The sequence below is a fragment of the Lysinibacillus sphaericus genome, from assembly GCF_000600105.1.
Classification (GTDB): Bacteria; Bacillota; Bacilli; order Bacillales_A; family Planococcaceae; genus Lysinibacillus; species Lysinibacillus sphaericus.
Window position 1 is genome coordinate 4,198,890 of sequence record NZ_CP006837.1, and the last position, 17,523, is coordinate 4,216,412.

The 17,523-nt window shown below is 42.5% G+C and carries 12 protein-coding genes, 9 tRNA genes and 3 rRNA genes; 2 read left to right on the forward strand and 22 right to left on the reverse strand.

Going from position 1 to position 17,523, the window contains the following annotated elements; all coding sequences use genetic code 11:
* Nucleotides 1–199: 199 nt before the first annotated feature.
* Nucleotides 200–1,834, reverse strand: a complete 1,635-nt coding sequence (gene groL, locus T479_RS20325) for a chaperonin GroEL (RefSeq protein ID WP_024363934.1) — start codon at nucleotides 1,832–1,834, stop codon at nucleotides 200–202.
* A gap of 56 nt (nucleotides 1,835–1,890) precedes the next feature.
* Entirely contained in the window at nucleotides 1,891–2,175 is a 285-nt protein-coding gene (gene groES / locus T479_RS20330; protein ID WP_024363933.1) for a co-chaperone GroES, read from the reverse strand.
* 173 nt (nucleotides 2,176–2,348) lie between these two features.
* Here groES and T479_RS20335 point away from each other — a divergent pair, with 173 nt between their 5' ends.
* Nucleotides 2,349–3,113 carry a CPBP family intramembrane glutamic endopeptidase gene (locus T479_RS20335; RefSeq protein WP_024363932.1) on the forward strand — a complete coding sequence of 255 codons (765 nt, stop codon included), beginning with the start codon at nucleotides 2,349–2,351 and terminating at the stop codon, nucleotides 3,111–3,113.
* 38 nt (nucleotides 3,114–3,151) lie between these two features.
* Here T479_RS20335 and tatC read toward each other — a convergent pair whose 3' ends face one another.
* The 3 genes from tatC to T479_RS20350 all read right to left on the reverse strand — a co-directional run bounded on the left by tatC (nucleotide 3,152) and on the right by T479_RS20350 (nucleotide 4,961).
* Nucleotides 3,152–3,973 carry a twin-arginine translocase subunit TatC gene (tatC, locus tag T479_RS20340; RefSeq protein ID WP_024363931.1) on the reverse strand — a complete coding sequence of 274 codons (822 nt, stop codon included), beginning with the start codon at nucleotides 3,971–3,973 and terminating at the stop codon, nucleotides 3,152–3,154.
* A gap of 20 nt (nucleotides 3,974–3,993) precedes the next feature.
* Nucleotides 3,994–4,209 carry a twin-arginine translocase TatA/TatE family subunit gene (locus T479_RS20345; protein WP_024363930.1) on the reverse strand — a complete coding sequence of 72 codons (216 nt, stop codon included), beginning with the start codon at nucleotides 4,207–4,209 and terminating at the stop codon, nucleotides 3,994–3,996.
* 116 nt (nucleotides 4,210–4,325) lie between these two features.
* Complete coding sequence (locus T479_RS20350; RefSeq protein WP_024363929.1) at nucleotides 4,326–4,961, reverse strand: redox-sensing transcriptional repressor Rex; 636 nt, start codon at nucleotides 4,959–4,961, stop codon at nucleotides 4,326–4,328.
* A gap of 295 nt (nucleotides 4,962–5,256) precedes the next feature.
* On the opposite strand from T479_RS20350, the gene T479_RS20355 reads away from it, so the two are divergent.
* The gene (locus T479_RS20355) at nucleotides 5,257–7,200 is read left to right on the forward strand and encodes an ABC transporter ATP-binding protein (protein ID WP_025220695.1); all 1,944 of its coding nucleotides are present in this window, start codon (nucleotides 5,257–5,259) and stop codon (nucleotides 7,198–7,200) included.
* Nucleotides 7,201–7,844: 644 nt separating this feature from the next.
* Here T479_RS20355 and tsaD read toward each other — a convergent pair.
* The 17 genes from tsaD to T479_RS20440 form a co-directional block, all read right to left on the reverse strand.
* Complete coding sequence (gene tsaD / locus T479_RS20360) at nucleotides 7,845–8,864, reverse strand: tRNA (adenosine(37)-N6)-threonylcarbamoyltransferase complex transferase subunit TsaD (protein WP_038510663.1); 1,020 nt, start codon at nucleotides 8,862–8,864, stop codon at nucleotides 7,845–7,847.
* Nucleotides 8,864–9,316 carry a ribosomal protein S18-alanine N-acetyltransferase gene (gene rimI / locus T479_RS20365; protein ID WP_025220697.1) on the reverse strand — a complete coding sequence of 151 codons (453 nt, stop codon included), beginning with the start codon at nucleotides 9,314–9,316 and terminating at the stop codon, nucleotides 8,864–8,866. Before rimI ends, tsaD begins: the two co-directional genes overlap by 1 nt.
* Entirely contained in the window at nucleotides 9,309–10,016 is a 708-nt protein-coding gene (gene tsaB / locus T479_RS20370; protein ID WP_025220698.1) for a tRNA (adenosine(37)-N6)-threonylcarbamoyltransferase complex dimerization subunit type 1 TsaB, read from the reverse strand. The genes rimI and tsaB overlap by 8 nt, the downstream gene beginning before the upstream one ends.
* Nucleotides 10,013–10,465 carry a tRNA (adenosine(37)-N6)-threonylcarbamoyltransferase complex ATPase subunit type 1 TsaE gene (gene tsaE / locus T479_RS20375; protein WP_024363924.1) on the reverse strand — a complete coding sequence of 151 codons (453 nt, stop codon included), beginning with the start codon at nucleotides 10,463–10,465 and terminating at the stop codon, nucleotides 10,013–10,015. The genes tsaB and tsaE overlap by 4 nt, the downstream gene beginning before the upstream one ends.
* Nucleotides 10,466–10,577: 112 nt before the next feature.
* Complete coding sequence (locus T479_RS20380; protein WP_025220699.1) at nucleotides 10,578–10,907, reverse strand: hypothetical protein; 330 nt, start codon at nucleotides 10,905–10,907, stop codon at nucleotides 10,578–10,580.
* Between the two features lie 210 nt (nucleotides 10,908–11,117).
* A tRNA-Asp gene (locus tag T479_RS20385) sits at nucleotides 11,118–11,193 on the reverse strand.
* Between the two features lie 137 nt (nucleotides 11,194–11,330).
* Nucleotides 11,331–11,446: ribosomal RNA gene (gene rrf / locus T479_RS20390) — 5S ribosomal RNA — on the reverse strand.
* Nucleotides 11,447–11,632: 186 nt separating this feature from the next.
* Nucleotides 11,633–14,560 (reverse strand): 23S ribosomal RNA (locus tag T479_RS20395).
* Nucleotides 14,561–14,926: 366 nt separating this feature from the next.
* Nucleotides 14,927–16,478: ribosomal RNA gene (locus T479_RS20400) — 16S ribosomal RNA — on the reverse strand.
* Together the 16S, 23S and 5S rRNA genes with 9 tRNA genes alongside form the textbook arrangement of a ribosomal RNA operon.
* Nucleotides 16,479–16,688: 210 nt before the next feature.
* Nucleotides 16,689–16,762, reverse strand: a tRNA-Gly gene (locus T479_RS20405).
* An 18-nt stretch (nucleotides 16,763–16,780) separates the two neighbouring features.
* Nucleotides 16,781–16,857: transfer RNA gene (locus T479_RS20410), tRNA-Arg, on the reverse strand.
* A 24-nt stretch (nucleotides 16,858–16,881) separates the two neighbouring features.
* Nucleotides 16,882–16,967 (reverse strand) — tRNA-Leu (locus T479_RS20415).
* A 69-nt stretch (nucleotides 16,968–17,036) separates the two neighbouring features.
* Nucleotides 17,037–17,109 (reverse strand) — tRNA-Lys (locus tag T479_RS20420).
* A 15-nt stretch (nucleotides 17,110–17,124) separates the two neighbouring features.
* A tRNA-Gln gene (locus T479_RS20425) sits at nucleotides 17,125–17,199 on the reverse strand.
* Between the two features lie 5 nt (nucleotides 17,200–17,204).
* Nucleotides 17,205–17,280, reverse strand: a tRNA-Asp gene (locus T479_RS20430).
* Nucleotides 17,281–17,308: 28 nt separating this feature from the next.
* Nucleotides 17,309–17,380: transfer RNA gene (locus tag T479_RS20435), tRNA-Glu, on the reverse strand.
* Between the two features lies 1 nt (nucleotide 17,381).
* Nucleotides 17,382–17,458: transfer RNA gene (locus T479_RS20440), tRNA-Asn, on the reverse strand.
* Nucleotides 17,459–17,523 lie beyond the last annotated feature (65 nt).

Consider the following 17,523-nt stretch of genomic DNA (forward strand, 5'->3'; position numbering starts at 1 on the left):
TAACTAAATCTTAACAAACTCATGCACCAATTCTTAAGATTTTCTTATTGTTTCCTATGTACGATCATTGTCCAGAACTGTTTTCATGGACATACAAAAAAAGAAGCCTCTCACAAGTTCCATGAACTTATGAGAGGCTTCGTTAAAATCCTAGCATTTCACCTATTACAAACCCTTCTAGCAAGGGGCTGACGGCTTATTACATCATGCCGCCCATGCCACCCATACCGCCCATATCAGGCATGCCTGGTGCTGCTGGTTCTGGAATATCTGCTACAACCGCTTCTGTTGTTAAGAATAAAGCTGCTACAGAAGCTGCGTTTTGTAGTGCTGAACGTGTTACTTTTGCTGGGTCTACTACGCCTGCTTCCATCATGTTTACCCATTCGCCTGTTGCTGCGTTGAAACCAACACCGATTTCTTCGCGTTTTAAACGGTCTACAATGATAGAACCTTCAAGACCTGCATTGTTTGCGATTTGACGAACTGGCTCTTCTAACGCACGAAGTACGATTTTTACACCAGTTGCTACATCGCCATCAAATGCGTCAGCTGCTTTTTCAACTGCTGCATAGACGTTTAGAAGTGCAGTACCACCACCTGATACAATACCTTCTTCAACTGCTGCACGTGTTGAGTTCAGTGCATCTTCAATGCGAAGTTTACGCTCTTTTAGTTCTGTTTCTGTTGCAGCACCAACTTTAATCACTGCTACACCACCAGCTAATTTCGCTAAGCGCTCTTGTAATTTTTCTTTATCGAACTCTGAAGTTGTTTCAGCAAGTTGTGCACGGATTTGGCCTACGCGACTTTCGATTGCATCTGCGCCGCCAACACCTTCTACGATTGTTGTGTTGTCTTTTGTGACAACAACTTTCGCTGCACGGCCTAGTGATGTAATATCAGCTGTTTTAAGGTCTAAACCTAATTCTTCTGTAATTACTTGACCACCTGTTAAGATTGCAATATCTTCTAGCATTGCTTTACGACGGTCACCGAAACCTGGCGCTTTTACTGCTACAGCGTTGAATGTACCGCGTAGTTTGTTTACAACAAGCGTTGCAAGAGCTTCACCTTCAACGTCTTCTGCGATCATTAAAAGTGGACGACCTTGTTGTACCACTTGTTCTAATAGTGGTAAAACTTCTTGGATATTTGTAATTTTCTTATCTGTAATTAAAATGTATGGGTTCTCAAGAACGGCTTCCATTTTATCTGTATCTGTTACCATATAGTGTGATGCATAACCACGATCGAATTGCATACCTTCCACTACATCTAACTCCGTTGTGAAACCTTTAGATTCTTCGATTGTAATAACACCATCATTACCAACACGTTCCATTGCTTCTGCAATTAGTTGGCCTACTTCGTCGTCTGCTGCTGAAATTGCCGCAACTTGTGCAATCTCTTCTTTGTTGCTTACCGGACGAGAAATGCTGTGTAATTCTGTCAGCGCTGCTGCTACCGCTTTGTCAATCCCTTTACGGATGCCAACAGGGTTTGCACCAGCTGTTACGTTTTTCAAACCTTCACGGATAATGGCTTGAGCAAGAACTGTTGCAGTCGTTGTACCATCACCAGCAATTTCATTTGTTTTAGAAGCAACTTCTGCTACTAATTTTGCACCCATGTTTTCGTATGGATTTTCAAGTTCAATTTCTTTTGCAATTGTTACACCATCATTTGTAATTAATGGTGAGCCGAATTTTTTTTCTAACACGACATTACGACCTTTAGGACCTAATGTCACTTTCACTGCGTTTGCTAATTTATCTACACCTTGAAGCATTAATGAACGAGCTTCTTCTGAGAATTTAATGTCTTTTGCCATTTGAATTTACCCTCCTGAAATGGAATATTCGTTAAGCTTGATTCATATAATAATAATTATCCAATAATTGCAAGAATATCGCTTTCGCGTAAGATTAAGTATTCATTGCCTTCATATTTAACTTCTGTACCTGCGTATTTAGAGAAAATAATGTGGTCGTCAACTTTAACGTCAAGCTCTACACGTTGTCCGTTTTCTAAAACACGACCTGTCCCAACTGCTACTACTTTACCTTCTTGCGGTTTTTCTTTTGCAGAGTCTGGTAGTACAATCCCAAATGCAGATTTTTCTTCTACCTCGATTAGTTCGATGACAATACGATCTCCTAGTGGTCTTAACAAGTAAAACAACCTCCTATTAATTTAAATATTAGTTGAAAGTTTATTAGCACTCTATATCAACGAGTGCTAATACATTTATTATGATAATCAATCAATTCTTTTTTTGCAAGCGAGAACTTCGAAAAATTTTGTTTTCTTTCCATATTCCTCTACAATAGAAAGGAAGCTTATGAATGGAAAGGATTTTGACTGTGAATAATTCTCTAAAAAGCGTTCAGCATAAAAAAACTGCTCTTTACGTTTTAATCGTTTACATTATCATGCAAGTATCAGGTAGATGGTTGCTTTTACCGTTCCATCAATTCGTGATGAATACAACAGGCTTATCTCACGAACAAGCAGCTCCTATCACACAAGGCTGGTATATCGCACTCAGTTTTGCGATTGCATTGATTATAAGTTTGATTTTAACCACTCGCGATAAAACGTTTTGGGATGTCTATCAAGGTAAAAAAGAGTCTATCCCGCTTACAATTATGTGGGGCGTTTTAGGTTTCTTCCTTGTATTCTTCGGCCAAATGATTGGAGCAGCTATTGAAATGGCTGTTTTTGGAATCGAGGGTGGCTCACAAAACACTGCTGATATCGTAGCGATAGCTAAAGGTGCACCCATTGCCATTTTAGCGATTGTTGTCTTTGGTCCCATTTTAGAGGAATTTGTCTTCCGTCGCGTTATTTTCGGCTCACTTGTTCAAACAACGAATTTCTGGGTGGCGGCCATTGTTAGTGCTATTTTCTTCGCACTGATTCATTTTGATTTTTCACACATCCTGTTGTATACCATTTGTGGTTTGATCTTTGCTTTCCTATACCACAAAACAAAACGGATATGGACATCAATTATTGCGCACATTATGCTAAATGGCTTTGTAACGCTTATCCAATTAAACGCTGAACCGTTGCAAAAGTTTTTACAAGAACTGCAAAAAATGCAATAAAAAAAGCTGGATGTGGTCATCACATCCAGCTTTTTAAATTAGTCATTCATTTCTTCTATTTGTCGTTTTTGCTCAGCTAACAAACGCTCCACTTGCTCACGTTCTGCTGCTATCCGTTCTTCCTCTAACTGCATTGCTTCAGCTTGTAAAAATTTACGATAGCCCCTGCGCGCTATAATAATACTAATCTCATAAATTACAAATAGCGGAATTGCTACAATAACATTTGAAATAAAGTCGGGTGGTGCAAGGAATACCGCTATCACAACTAACACGAAATATGCATATTTTCTGAACTTCACCATTAATTCAGGATTTAATATACCTAAACGTGCTAAAAATAACGTTACAACAGGTAACTGAAAAACGATTCCGAAAGGCATAACTAGGCGAAACAAAAATGAAAAATATGCGTTAATCCCTATTGTTTGTTTGATTTCTAAATCCGCAGATAAGCCCATCATAAAATGCATAACATATGGGAACAACACAAAATAAGAAAATGATGCACCTGCTATAAATAGAATAAACGAATAAGGAATATATTTTAAAGTAGCCTTACGTTCTGTCTCATGTAAACCTGGTGTGATAAACAACCAAATTTGATGAAGAAGCAATGGTGAACTTAAAACGAACGCTACAAAAACCGTCACTTGTAGGTAAATAACAAGAGGATCGGTCACATTAAACGCGTTTAAAGTTAGTTGCTCTGCTTCTTTACTATATTGAATATATTTAATAATTGGTTCAGCTAGATAAAAGCCAACAATAAGTGCAATAACAAAGAAAACAGCACAAATAAAGAGCCGTTTTCTTAGTTCTACTAAATGCTCTGTAACAGTTAATTCTCTTGGATTCATATTAAATTGACATCCTTAACTTACTTAACGTTATCATTTTCTTTATGTTCAATTACTTTCTTTTTTGCATCATCATCGTCATCAGCTAGACCTTTTGTTGCATTTTTAAATTCGCGAAGTGTAGAACCCATAGCTTTACCTAGCTCTGGTAATTTCTTTGGTCCGAAAATTAAAATTGCAACCACACCGATAATAACTAGGCCAACTGGTGTAATAGCACTTAAGTGCACAACCATTACAGCCACCTCCTCTTATATATATATCATTTTAACTTAAATTTTTAGGTTTGGCGAATTTATTTAGATAGTTTGAACGCCATCAATTGTAACTGTTTACAAAATTGTGAATGCACTTATTTATCGCTATTTCTTATTAAATAAATAAGCGCTTGCAATTCAACTGATAAATCTATTGTTAATAATTTCATAGAATCGGGTACAGTAATTCGCTCTGGTGTAAAGTTTAAAATACCTTTTGCGTCCATTGCTGCTAAGCGATCTGCCATCTTCTGAGCAGAGCGTGAAGATACTGTTAAAATAGCTAGGTCTGCCCCGTATTCAGCATACTTTTCTTCTAGTAAATCGGGATGATACACAGGAATATTGCTGATCATTTTCCCTTCCTTAGGCGCCTTCGAATCAAATGCCACCACAATGTGCGTATTATGATTTTTCTGGAAATTATACTTTAAAAAGGCATTACCTAAGTTCCCCACACCGATTAATGCTACTTTTGTTGTTTCATGCTGATCTAGTGTTTGACTAAAAAATGTCAATAGATGTTGTACATCGTAGCCATATCCCTTTTTCCCAAGCGCACCAAAATAAGAGAAATCACGACGAATCGTTGCAGAGTCGATTTTCATCGCTTCGCTCAATTCCTTCGATGAAATACGTTCCATTCCTTCTTGCGCAAAGTTTTGGATAAATCGATAGTAAAGAGGAAGTCTTTTAGTTGTGGCTTGTGGAATTTTCACTTCTTGTTTCAAACTTTTTCCTCCTTATAAACACATCAAATCCACAGAAGTGCATTTGAATATTCTTTTGAAACATGCTTATACAAATCAATTACATCACTGTGTAATTGCGTCCAGATATTTTCCAAGATTATGCGGTAATCTGTGACATCCACTGGTGGATTTCCCTTTAGTTAACGGCGTTTTTTACGCCACTAACTAAAGAGAAATCGTTTCAATCTTACATGACAGCTTGGAATAAGTAAAGCACTGACATTGCAAGCAAATCCCTCATCATTTACACTAAGAATGAATTGAGGTGTCAAGAATGATTGTATTACAAGTCAATCAACTATATAAATCCTTTATTGCCGATGAAATTTTAAGTGGCGTAAAACTAGAAGTTCAACACCGTGATCGTGTCGCATTAGTAGGACGTAACGGTGCTGGTAAATCCACTTTACTAAAAATCATTGCTGGTCAATTGTCATATGATGCTGGCGATATTATCATTCCAAAAGGTGTACAAGTCGGCTATTTGGAACAACATGCTGGACTAAATTCTACGTTGTCAATTTGGGACGAAATGATGACAATTTTCGAACCGCTTCTTTCACAAGAAAAAGCATTACGTTCCCTTGAACAACAAATGGCTAATCCAGCCGTTTACGATAACTCTGACATGTATACAAAGATAATGTCCGAATATGACCAATTACAACATGATTTTAAAGATGCAGGTGGCTATCAGTACGAGTCTGATACACGCTCTGTTCTTCATGGAATGCAATTTTACCCAGAGGATTATGAAAAACCAATTAGCTCCTTGTCAGGGGGCCAGCGAACTCGTCTAGCTCTTGCTAAGCTGCTACTAAGCAAGCCCGATTTATTAATTCTCGATGAGCCTACCAACCATTTAGATATTGAAACGCTATCTTGGTTAGAGAATTATTTAAAAGGCTATGAAGGCGCTATTTTAATTGTTTCCCATGACCGTTATTTCTTAGATCAAGTTGTTTCTATCGTCTATGAAGTATCTCGCCATCGCGTCACAAAATATACAGGCAACTATAGTGCCTATTTAGATGAGAAAGCAAAAAACTATGAGCGCGATATGAAAATGTTTGAACGCCAACAAGATGAGAAAGCCAAGCTAGAGGATTTTATTCAAAAAAATATTGCCCGTGCCTCGACGACCAAAATGGCACAGAGCCGGCGCAAAATGCTTGAACGCACAGAATGGATGGACTCCCCTGAAGGAGATGAAAAGTCCGCTAGCTTTGGTTTTACAATTGAACGGCAAAGTGGAAATGATGTGCTTTCTATTGATGCCTTAGCTGTTGGCTACGGTGACAAGCAAATTTCTAGCGGCATAACACTACGAACTTTTCGTGAAGACCGCATCGCATTAGTCGGACCAAACGGTGTGGGCAAATCCACATTATTAAAAACCATAGTAAAAGATTTGTCCCCACTTGCAGGGGAAATCCGCTATGGTACTAATGTGCAAATTGGCTATTACGATCAAGAACAGGCGAAACTATCTAGCAACAAGAGCGTTTTAAAGGAACTATGGGATGAATGGCCATTAATGAATGAAAAAGATATTCGCACTGTACTTGGTCGCTTTTTATTCAGCGGCGAAGATGTGGATAAAACGGTAAACTCTTTATCTGGTGGTGAGAAAGCTCGACTGGCATTGGCAAAGTTAATGATGCAAAAAGCGAATTTCTTAATTCTCGATGAGCCTACCAACCATTTAGATTTGGATAGTAAAGAGGTGCTAGAAAATGCCCTAATTGATTATCCTGGAACGCTCCTTTTCGTATCACATGACCGTTATTTCATTAACCGAATTGCTACCAAAGTTGTTGAGCTATCTGGAGAAGGTTCTTTTGAGTATTTAGGTGATTATGATTATTATCTTGAGAAAAAACAGGAGCTTTACGAAATTGCTCAAATGAAAGCAGCTTCTCAGTCACAACTACAATCAACAGCATCTGAAAAGACCTCTACTTCAACAATTGATAAAGAGGCAAAAAAGCGTGAACGCCAAATTAGAAGAACTATTGAAGAGCTAGAAGTCAACATGCAGAAGGCTTCAGTAGAAATTGCTCGTTTAGAAGAAGCACTTTGCGATTCTGAAATTTTCACAGACCATGAGAAAATTACACAACTACAAAATGAGTTAGCTACTGTTAAAGAACAGCACGAAGTCATTGAAATGGAATGGCTTGAGCTAAATGAAGAATTAGAAAATATTATTTTGTAAATCGTATAGCAACTGTATAATCTTTTAAGTACTTGGCACTAAACATAAATACCTTGCATAATATAAGCTCCTAAATCTTAAAAATCCACTTCGCTTTCCGCGGGCACACACGTAAGCCGCAACCCTCGCTATCGCGCGGAATGCCTTCGTCTTACGTTCTGTCGTGGATTTTTCCTCATAATTTTCAGAATTGTTTTAGTACCTGGCACCTTTAGCCATATGCTTGTCATATGGCTTTTTTCTTTACTCGCCTTTATTTTTCATATATATTGGTCAAGTGCTATTTTTCGACAAAAAATGCCCACAACTTTATTCACACTATAAAACTAGTAATATCAACATATCAACAGACTTTTCCACACTGTCCACAATTTCAAATTATTTAATCCACATAGTTATGTGTAATATACGCTACTATATATAGAATAATCACAACTTATGCACAAGTTATCCACATTTTGTGCATAAGTACGAATGTTCGCAGTTTTTTCACATGTTTTTTTCACACGTTCTGTGGATAATTTTCTGAAAAATTTGTCAATTATTCTTTTTCTATTATAAGTATATATTTTCTTACAATATTCAAGATTTTATACGTAAAAAAGAGGATGCCCGAATAACTTGAGCCTCCTCTTTTCAATCTCTTAGTCAACCCACGATTTTAATTCCATACCTGGGCGACCATTCATCATCATATTTCCACGAATACCAGCTTCAAACATTGGTGTTGCGGCTGCTCCAATCATTGCTGCATTGTCTGTACACAATTTCAATGGCGGTACAAAAAATGGAATTCCCTCTTTTGCAAAAACCGTTTCAAGGGATGTGCGCAGTCCTTTATTCGCAGCTACGCCACCAGCTGCGATGACTTGTTTAACATTATACTCCCGCGCTGCACGCAATGTTTTAGCTGTTAGAACTTCCACTACACTTTCCTGAAAGCCCTTTGCAACTGCAGTTGGTGATATTTCTTCACCACGTTGATCCATATTGTGCTTATAGTTAATAACTGCCGATTTTAAGCCACTAAAGCTAAAATCATACGAGCCTTCTTCAAGCCATACACGAGGAAAAGCAACGGCTTCTTGCCCTTCATGTGCTAACTGATCTATACGAGGCCCTCCAGGATATGGTAATCCTAGCACGCGTGCAACTTTGTCGTATGCTTCACCTGCTGCATCATCTCGTGTTTCGCCAATCACTTCAAACGAACCATGCTCTTTCATATAAACAAGCTCTGTATGTCCCCCTGACACAACAAGGGCTAGAAGTGGAAATTCCATCGGTTGAACAAGTGCGTTAGCATAAATATGTCCAGCAATATGATGCACACCTAAAATCGGTACATTATTGGCAAAGGCAAACGCCTTTGCAGCATTAATGCCAATTAAAAGTGCTCCTACAAGACCAGGTCCTTCTGTAACAGCTACTGCATCTAAGTCAGAGGGCTTCATATTCGCTTGTTTTAACGCCTCTTCAATAACAATAGTAATTTGTTCGACATGATGGCGTGATGCAATTTCTGGTACAACACCACCAAATCGCTTATGGCTTTCAATTTGTGAAGCTACCACATTTGAAACAATTTCAGAACCATTACGAATAATCGCGGCTGCTGTTTCATCACAGCTCGATTCAATTGCTAATATAACTCGATTTTCCATTATAAATTCACCCACATGACTAGGGCATCCTCCCCGTTATCTGTATAGTATCCTTTGCGTATGCCACCATCTTGAAATGCAAGCTTGCGGTAAAGGTTTTGCGCCACAGTATTGGTTTCACGTACCTCTAGGCTCATCACGTCCATTCCATGCTCACGTGCAATACGCATCGCTTCACGCATTAAGCCTTCTCCGATTCCTTGTCCACGAGCCGTCTCTAAAACAGCCACATTGGTTATTTGCGCCGCATCTATAACCATCCACATGCCACAAAAACCAATTATAGTATTGTTTTCATCTACTGCTAAAACATAGTGTGCATATTGATTTTCATGCATCTCATAGTAAAAAGAATCCAATGTCCATGGTGTAGGAAATGTAGCAAGCTCAATCGCATATACCGCTGGAACATCCTCTGACACCATTTTACGATATACGATATGACTACTCATGTGTCTTCTCCTTTTGCTCCTTTAACCAATTCGCTTCAGCCTCAGCAATGCGTTTATATTGAGGAGTAAAATGGTGAACTGCCTCGATACTCGGTAGCTCTTCTGCGCTCGCTAAAAGAATGGCTGCACTAGCTCGTGGCAAGTCCTCATGAAGAGCTGCACGACACGCGTTTACTCCAAGTACTTCAACAATTTTATCCCAAAATACATCGACATCAGCCCCGACAAATAGTATAGGCGCGTTTAAAGCCTCCAAACGTGTTAACAGTGCCTCTATATGGTCATGATAGTCTTCTATAACAACATCCAGTTCTATCCCTTTATAAACAGCAGTATATACATTGCCCCGACGTGCATCAAAGATAGGACAAATTAGTCCATCAAAAAGTGCTGCATTTGCTGCTAAAACTTTTAAGCTTGAAACACCGACTAATGGCTTTTGAAGCGTCCACGCTAATGTTTTAGCAAGCGTTACACCAATGCGCACGCCTGTATAAGATCCAGGTCCTTCTGATACAGCAATTGCATCTAGTTCATTTGGCTTTACACCTACATTTGCTAGTATCGTTTCAATTGCTGGCATGGCTCCTGCAGAATGCGTTAATTTTATATTTTGTACAACCTCGGCCATCACTTTTCCGTCCTTTACAACTGCAACAGAAAGTGGCGCATTAGCTGTTTCAATTCCCAACCAAATCATCTCATTAGCTCCTCACATAGTGCCTCGTATCTCTTTCCATAAGGCATTAACACAAATCGTCTTTCGTTTTCACCAATACGATATATTTCAATTCCTAAACGTTCCTTTGGTAAATCCTGTTCAATTAGATGGGCCCACTCAACAACAGATACCGCATCACCGTAAAATAGCTCATCCCAGCCGAGGTCCTCATCGCTTTCTGCCAAGCGATATACATCTAAATGATTAAAAGGTAAACGTCCCTCATATTGTTTTACAATAGTAAAAGTAGGGCTATTAACCGTTCTTGTTACTCCTAGCCCTTTTGCTAATGCCTTTGTAAATGTGGTTTTTCCAGCCCCTAAATCCCCTTCTAATGTAATTGTATCTTGAGCCATCAGTAAATTTGCTAACTTAATGGCAAAGCGTTCTGTATCCTCTAGTGAATTCATTATTTTTTCAAATATCATCTCTATGTCCTCTCCTAGCTCATTACTTCTAGTTTACCGAAACACAAGCAAATGTTCAAAGCATCCAGTGAATTTCAAAAAAATAAACACGTCCTTCTGATTGAAGACGTGTCTACTCTCTTGTTGAATATCCCTTTACAGCAATAACCTCTTTATTTACTAATTTATCATCTTTAAATTGAATTATGTAGGCTTGTGTCATAAGGATTTCATCATTCCAACGATAATAATTACTTTCAATCATCTCACTAGCGTCCCCACCAGCAATTTTAACTACATCCATATACGTCATACCTTGTTTCAGTTGCGCAAATTCATGTTCATTCATATTTTTTTGCCAATGATATGAATTTGATTCCTCAATATCAATCATGGGTACTCCACAAGCAACCTTAAGTATAAAGATTAACCAATAGATACCGAAACGAAAAGCTATGGACATACCTCCGTCCTTGCAAAAACTCATACTGTCTATACATATGCACTGGACAACGATTTAGTGCATATCTTTTAGTATCCTCTATTTTCATGAAGCTACTGATTCCATTGTTTTATTGGCGATTTCTCTCGGTTTAGTGGCGATTTCATACGCACTCAAATAAAAAAGCCCTTATGATTAATAAAAATCATAAGAACTGTAATTTCATATAAATGGCGGTCCCGACCGGGATCGAACCGGCGATCTCCTGCGTGACAGGCAGGCATGTTAACCGCTACACCACGGGACCTCTTTAAGACATTTATAAATATAACACAAAAAATATAAAATTACAATACTATTTTTATTTACTTATTAAAAAATAGTAAAGAATACCTCTAATCTGGCAATAAAAAAACAGCCAGCACACGGCTAACTGTTTGAATTGCCTAGCGACGTCCTACTCTCACAGGGGGAAGCCCCCAACTACCATCGGCGCTAAAGAGCTTAACTTCCGTGTTCGGTATGGGAACGGGTGTGACCTCTTTGCCATCATCACTAGACTATATTCGACCTCCAATACACGGCGTATTACTGCGTCAGCTTCTCTCGTTCAATCAGTCACGTACAAAGGTACGCTCCTTCCTTCTCTCAATCGCTTCCGCGAACTACTCGTATCTTGAAACCCTTTTATGAAAGGTTGTTCTTTCAAAACTGGATAAACGGTTCATTGAATGTTTCAAACTTTTTTGGTTAAGTCCTCGATCGATTAGTATTCGTCAGCTCCATGTGTCACCACACTTCCACCTCGAACCTATCTACCTCATCGTCTTTGAGGGATCTTACTTACTTGCGTAATGGGAAATCTCATCTTGAGGGGGGCTTCATGCTTAGATGCTTTCAGCACTTATCCCGTCCACACATAGCTACCCAGCGATGCCTTTGGCAAGACAACTGGTACACCAGCGGTGTGTCCATCCCGGTCCTCTCGTACTAAGGACAGCTCCTCTCAAATTTCCTACGCCCACGACGGATAGGGACCGAACTGTCTCACGACGTTCTGAACCCAGCTCGCGTACCGCTTTAATGGGCGAACAGCCCAACCCTTGGGACCGACTACAGCCCCAGGATGCGATGAGCCGACATCGAGGTGCCAAACCTCCCCGTCGATGTGGACTCTTGGGGGAGATAAGCCTGTTATCCCCGGGGTAGCTTTTATCCGTTGAGCGATGGCCCTTCCATGCGGAACCACCGGATCACTAAGCCCGTCTTTCGACCCTGCTCGACTTGTAGGTCTCGCAGTCAAGCTCCCTTGTGCCTTTACACTCTACGAATGATTTCCAACCATTCTGAGGGAACCTTTGGGCGCCTCCGTTACCTTTTAGGAGGCGACCGCCCCAGTCAAACTGTCCGCCTGACACTGTCTCCTGCCCCGCTAAGGGGCATGGGTTAGAATTTCAATACAACCAGGGTAGTATCCCACCGACGCCTCCTTCGAAGCTGGCGCTCCGAGATCTCTGGCTCCTACCTATCCTGTACAAGTTGTACCAAAATTCAATATCAGGCTACAGTAAAGCTCCACGGGGTCTTTCCGTCCTGTCGCGGGTAACCTGCATCTTCACAGGTACTATAATTTCACCGAGTCTCTCGTTGAGACAGTGCCCAGATCGTTACGCCTTTCGTGCGGGTCGGAACTTACCCGACAAGGAATTTCGCTACCTTAGGACCGTTATAGTTACGGCCGCCGTTTACTGGGGCTTCAATTCGCAGCTTCGCTTGCGCTAACCACTCCTCTTAACCTTCCAGCACCGGGCAGGCGTCAGCCCCTATACGTCACCTTACGGTTTTGCAGAGACCTGTGTTTTTGCTAAACAGTCGCCTGGGCCTATTCACTGCGGCTCTCATGCGCTTGCACGCTCAAGAGCACCCCTTCTCCCGAAGTTACGGGGTCATTTTGCCGAGTTCCTTAACGAGAGTTCTCTCGCACACCTTAGGATTCTCTCCTCGACTACCTGTGTCGGTTTGCGGTACGGGCACCTCTCACCTCGATAGAGGCTTTTCTTGGCAGTGTGAAATCAGGAACTTCGTCCATACGGACTCGCCATCACAGCTCAACGTTACAGTGTGCGGATTTGCCTACACACACGCCTTACTGCTTGGACGCGCACAACCAACGGCGCGCTTACCCTATCCTACTGCGTCCCCCCATTTCTCAAACGGTGAGGAGGTGGTACAGGAATATCAACCTGTTGTCCATCGCCTACGCCTATCGGCCTCGGCTTAGGTCCCGACTAACCCTGAGCGGACGAGCCTTCCTCAGGAAACCTTAGTCATACGGTGGACGGGATTCTCACCCGTCTTTCGCTACTCATACCGGCATTCTCACTTCTAAGCGCTCCACCAGTCCTTCCGGTCTGACTTCAACGCACTTAGAACGCTCTCCTACCACTGACATCGTAGATGTCAATCCACAGCTTCGGTGAATCGTTTAGCCCCGATACATTTTCGGCGCAGCGTCACTCGACCAGTGAGCTATTACGCACTCTTTAAATGATGGCTGCTTCTAAGCCAACATCCTGGTTGTCTGTGCAACGCCACATCCTTTTCCACTTAACGATTACTTTGGGACCTTAGCTGGTGGTCTGGGCTGTTTCCCTTTTGACTACGGATCTTATCACTCGCAGTCTGACTCCCGTGTATAAATATCTGGCATTCGGAGTTTGTCTGAATTCGGTAAACCGGGATGGCCCCCTAGTCCAAACAGTGCTCTACCTCCAGTATTCTCATCACGAGGCTAGCCCTAAAGCTATTTCGGAGAGAACCAGCTATCTCCAAGTTCGATTGGAATTTCTCCGCTACCCACACCTCATCCCCGCACTTTTCAACGTGCGTGGGTTCGGGCCTCCAGTAAGTGTTACCTCACCTTCACCCTGGACATGGGTAGATCACCTGGTTTCGGGTCTACGACCACGTACTAATTCGCCCTATTCAGACTCGCTTTCGCTGCGGCTCCGCCTTCTAAAGCTTAACCTCGCACGTAATCGTAACTCGCCGGTTCATTCTACAAAAGGCACGCTATCACCCATTAACGGGCTCTAACTACTTGTAGGCACACGGTTTCAGGATCTCTTTCACTCCCCTTCCGGGGTGCTTTTCACCTTTCCCTCACGGTACTGGTTCACTATCGGTCACTAGGTAGTATTTAGCCTTGGGAGATGGTCCTCCCGGATTCCGACGGAATTTCACGTGTTCCGCCGTACTCAGGATCCACTCTGGAGGGAACGAACTTTCGACTACAGGGCTTTTACCTGCTCTGGCGGACCTTTCCAAGTCGCTTCATCTAACTCATTCCTTTGTAACTCCGTATAGAGTGTCCTACAACCCCAAGAGGCAAGCCTCTTGGTTTGGGCTCTTCCCGTTTCGCTCGCCGCTACTCAGGGAATCGATTTTTCTTTCTCTTCCTCCAGGTACTTAGATGTTTCAGTTCCCTGGGTCTGCCTTCAAGACGCTATGTATTCACGTCAAGATACTACGCGATTAAACGTAGTGGGTTCCCCCATTCGGAAATCTCCGGATCAAAGCTCACTTACAGCTCCCCGAAGCATATCGGTGTTAGTGCCGTCCTTCTTCGGCTCCTAGTGCCAAGGCATTCGCCGTGCGCCCTTAATAACTTAACCTATCGGCTTCCAATCCACTGCGCATTTCGTTGTCAGCTTCTCTCGTTCAATCAGTCACGTACGTAAGTACGCTCCTTCATTCACTCGTTCGCTTCCTAGAACTGCTTGTGTCTTGAAACCCTATTTCGTTATTAAGCCTATAAAAAACTTAAAAAAATAAATGTGTTTGTTACAATTTCAATGTCGTTTTATCCAGTTTTCAAAGAACAAATTCACTACCTGTTTCTACTTCTTCGCAAATTTGCGACGAAAGCGTAGCGACAGGAGCACAGTTTTGAAGTATTTCATCGTAATGATGAACCTTCAAAACTGAACGCAAAACGTAATCTTACAAACCCAAGGTTTGTATTCCGAAAATATCCTTAGAAAGGAGGTGATCCAGCCGCACCTTCCGATACGGCTACCTTGTTACGACTTCACCCCAATCATCTATCCCACCTTCGGCGGCTGGCTCCAAAAGGTTACCTCACCGACTTCGGGTGTTACAAACTCTCGTGGTGTGACGGGCGGTGTGTACAAGGCCCGGGAACGTATTCACCGCGGCATGCTGATCCGCGATTACTAGCGATTCCGGCTTCATGTAGGCGAGTTGCAGCCTACAATCCGAACTGAGAACGACTTTATCGGATTAGCTCCCTCTCGCGAGTTGGCAACCGTTTGTATCGTCCATTGTAGCACGTGTGTAGCCCAGGTCATAAGGGGCATGATGATTTGACGTCATCCCCACCTTCCTCCGGTTTGTCACCGGCAGTCACCTTAGAGTGCCCAACTAAATGATGGCAACTAAGATCAAGGGTTGCGCTCGTTGCGGGACTTAACCCAACATCTCACGACACGAGCTGACGACAACCATGCACCACCTGTCACCGTTGTCCCCGAAGGGAAAACCATATCTCTACAGTGGTCAACGGGATGTCAAGACCTGGTAAGGTTCTTCGCGTTGCTTCGAATTAAACCACATGCTCCACCGCTTGTGCGGGCCCCCGTCAATTCCTTTGAGTTTCAGTCTTGCGACCGTACTCCCCAGGCGGAGTGCTTAATGCGTTAGCTGCAGCACTAAGGGGCGGAAACCCCCTAACACTTAGCACTCATCGTTTACGGCGTGGACTACCAGGGTATCTAATCCTGTTTGCTCCCCACGCTTTCGCGCCTCAGTGTCAGTTACAGACCAGATAGTCGCCTTCGCCACTGGTGTTCCTCCAAATCTCTACGCATTTCACCGCTACACTTGGAATTCCACTATCCTCTTCTGCACTCAAGTCTCCCAGTTTCCAATGACCCTCCACGGTTGAGCCGTGGGCTTTCACATCAGACTTAAGAAACCACCTGCGCGCGCTTTACGCCCAATAATTCCGGACAACGCTTGCCACCTACGTATTACCGCGGCTGCTGGCACGTAGTTAGCCGTGGCTTTCTAATAAGGTACCGTCAAGGTACAGCCAGTTACTACTGTACTTGTTCTTCCCTTACAACAGAGTTTTACGAACCGAAATCCTTCTTCACTCACGCGGCGTTGCTCCATCAGGCTTTCGCCCATTGTGGAAGATTCCCTACTGCTGCCTCCCGTAGGAGTCTGGGCCGTGTCTCAGTCCCAGTGTGGCCGATCACCCTCTCAGGTCGGCTACGCATCGTTGCCTTGGTGAGCCGTTACCTCACCAACTAGCTAATGCGCCGCGGGCCCATCCTATAGCGACAGCCGAAACCGTCTTTCAGTATTGTCCCATGAGGGACAAAAGATTATTCGGTATTAGCCCCGGTTTCCCGGAGTTATCCCAAACTATAGGGTAGGTTGCCCACGTGTTACTCACCCGTCCGCCGCTAACGTCAAAGGAGCAAGCTCCTTCTCTGTTCGCTCGACTTGCATGTATTAGGCACGCCGCCAGCGTTCGTCCTGAGCCAGGATCAAACTCTCCATAAAAGAAATTTGATTAGCTCAAATTGTTTTGCTGGCATCAATTTTGATGTCCAAAATTTTGTTTCGTTCACTAACAAAGTTAGCTAGTAAAAACTATATTGATTACGTTTTGCTTGTTCAGTTTTCAAGGTTCATTTTGTTGCCGTTTGTTTCAGCGACTTTTACATCTTAACATCTTTCGTTAATGATGTCAACAATTTTTTAAATATTTTTTGGAGCGGGTGATGAGAATCGAACTCACGACATCAGCTTGGAAGGCTGAGGTTTTACCATTAAACTACACCCGCAATTATTAAAATATATTATGGCGCGCCCGGCAGGAGTCGAACCCACAACCTTCTGATCCGTAGTCAGACGCTCTATCCAATTGAGCTACGGGCGCATGTGTTAAATAACTGAACTGACTTGGTGCGGCCGAGAGGACTTGAACCTCCACGGGGTTGCCCCCACTAGGCCCTCAACCTAGCGCGTCTGCCGTTCCGCCACGACCGCATTCAAAAAATAGGAACCTTCTTATTATACAATGATAATTCGAATTTTCAACCTTTTTCTTAAAAAAGATGAGCCATGAAGGACTCGAACCTTCGACCCTCTGATTAAAAGTCAGATGCTCTACCAACTGAGCTAATGGCTCATATTAAGAAATGAATGGCTGGGGTACTAGGATTCGAACCTAGGCATGACGGAATCAAAATCCGTTGCCTTACCGCTTGGCTATACCCCAATAAGTGGCGGTCCCGACCGGGATCGAACCGGCGATCTCCTGCGTGACAGGCAGGCATGTTAACCGCTACACCACGGGACCAATGTTACAATTATCTATGTTATGAAAATGACCCCTACGGGATTCGAACCCGTGTTACCGCCGTGAAAGGGCGGTGTCTTAACCGCTTGACCAAGGGGCCATGGCTCCGAAGGCAGGACTCGAACCTGCGACAACCTGATTAACAGTCAGGTGCTACTACCAACTGAGCTACTTCGGAATAATCATATTGTGTTGTCGGCTTTATCTTGTCGACTTTTACTATTATAGGGATTAGCTGAATAA

What these genes read in the sequence shown, in the direction of transcription:
- groL (WP_024363934.1), bottom strand. Translation starts at nt 1,834, where the DNA reads ATGGCAAAAGACATTAAATTCTCAGAAGAAGCTCGTTCATTAATGCTT.
- T479_RS20335 (WP_024363932.1), top strand. Translation starts at nt 2,349, where the DNA reads ATGGAAAGGATTTTGACTGTGAATAATTCTCTAAAAAGCGTTCAGCAT.
- tatC (WP_024363931.1), bottom strand. Translation starts at nt 3,973, where the DNA reads ATGAATCCAAGAGAATTAACTGTTACAGAGCATTTAGTAGAACTAAGA.
- T479_RS20345 (WP_024363930.1), bottom strand. Translation starts at nt 4,209, where the DNA reads ATGGTTGTGCACTTAAGTGCTATTACACCAGTTGGCCTAGTTATTATC.
- T479_RS20355 (WP_025220695.1), top strand. Translation starts at nt 5,257, where the DNA reads ATGATTGTATTACAAGTCAATCAACTATATAAATCCTTTATTGCCGAT.
- tsaD (WP_038510663.1), bottom strand. Translation starts at nt 8,864, where the DNA reads ATGGAAAATCGAGTTATATTAGCAATTGAATCGAGCTGTGATGAAACA.
- rimI (WP_025220697.1), bottom strand. Translation starts at nt 9,316, where the DNA reads ATGAGTAGTCATATCGTATATCGTAAAATGGTGTCAGAGGATGTTCCA.
- tsaB (WP_025220698.1), bottom strand. Translation starts at nt 10,016, where the DNA reads ATGATTTGGTTGGGAATTGAAACAGCTAATGCGCCACTTTCTGTTGCA.
- tsaE (WP_024363924.1), bottom strand. Translation starts at nt 10,465, where the DNA reads ATGATATTTGAAAAAATAATGAATTCACTAGAGGATACAGAACGCTTT.
- T479_RS20380 (WP_025220699.1), bottom strand. Translation starts at nt 10,907, where the DNA reads ATGTCCATAGCTTTTCGTTTCGGTATCTATTGGTTAATCTTTATACTT.